1 pseudogene is annotated in these 1,385 nt (G+C 78.8%); it reads left to right on the top strand.

The features are described from left to right. Positions 1–1,385: pseudogene (locus tag GT045_RS04345) on the top strand (primosome assembly protein PriA); the annotation flags it as partial.

Genomic DNA, 1,385 nt, shown 5'->3' with positions numbered 1-1,385 from the left:
AGCACGGCGGCGCCTTCCTCGACGCGCTGGCCGCCGACGGGGCCCCTCGCGCCGTGTGGAACGCGCTGCCCGGACCGCTGTGGAGCGAGGAGCTGGCCCGGGCCGTCGCCGCCACCCTGTCCTCCGGACGCGGCGCCCTCGTCGTCGTACCGGACGGGCGGGCCGCGGCACGGGTGGACGCCGCGCTGACCGCGCTGCTCGGCCCCGGCCGGCACGCGCTGCTGACCGCCGACGCGGGCCCCGAGAAGCGGTACGCGCAGTGGCTGGCGGTGCGGCGCGGTGCCGTACGCGCCGTCGTCGGGACGCGGGCGGCGATGTTCGCGCCCGTGCAGGACCTGGGGCTCGTCGCCGTCTGGGACGACGGTGACGACAGCCACAGCGAGCAGCACGCCCCGCAGCCGCACGCCCGCGATGTGCTCCTGCTGCGCGCCGCGCTGGACAAGTGCGCCTTCCTGCTGGGTAGTTGGGGCTGCACGGTGGAAGCCGCCCAGCTCGTCGAGAGCGGCTGGGCCCGGCCGCTCCTCGCCGGCCGCGACCAGGTGCGCCGCACCGCGCCGCTGGTCCGCACGGTCGGGGACGAGGACCTCGCACGTGACGAGGCGGCCCGGGCCGCCCGGCTGCCCACGCTCGCCTGGCAGGTGGCCCGTGAGGGGCTGCGGCACGGGCCCGTGCTGGTCCAGGTGCCCCGGCGCGGGTACGCCCCGCGCATGGCCTGCGCCCAGTGCCGGGTGCCCGCCCGCTGCCGGCACTGTTCCGGCCCGCTCGAAGGGCAGGACGGGGGCGTCCTGCGCTGCGGGTGGTGCGGTCGCGAGGAGAGCGCCTGGCACTGCCCCGAGTGCGGCGGTTTCCGGCTGCGTGCCCAGGTCGTCGGCGCGCGCCGCACCGCCGAGGAACTGGGGCGGGCCTTCCCCGCCGTACCGGTGCGCACCTCGGGGCGCGAGCACGTGCTGGACACCGTCCCGGACGCACCGGCACTGGTCGTCAGCACGCCCGGCGCCGAACCGGTCGCCGAGGGCGGCTACGCGGCGGCCCTGCTGCTCGACGGCTGGTCCATGCTCGGGCGACCCGACCTGCGGGCCGGGGAGGACGCGCTGCGCCGGTGGATCGCGGCCGGAGCGCTGGTGCGTCCCCAGACCGAGGGCGGGACCGTGGTCGTCGTGGCCGAGCCGACCCTGCGGCCCGTCCAGGCCCTGGTGCGCTGGGATCCCGTCGGGCACGCCGTGCGCGAACTGGCCGAGCGGGCCGAGCTGGGCTTCCCGCCGGTGTCCCGGATGGCGGCCGTGTCCGGCACGCCGGCGGCCGTGGCCGAGTTCCTGGCCGCGGTCGAACTGCCCGCGGACGCCGAGGTGCTGGGGCCGGTGCCGCTGCCGCCCCCGCCGCCCGGC

Source organism: Streptomyces sp. SID486, from assembly GCF_009865385.1.
Taxonomy (GTDB): Bacteria; Actinomycetota; Actinomycetes; order Streptomycetales; family Streptomycetaceae; genus Streptomyces.
Note: the sequence above shows the minus strand (reverse complement) of the source record. Positions and strands in the feature narration are given on the sequence as shown.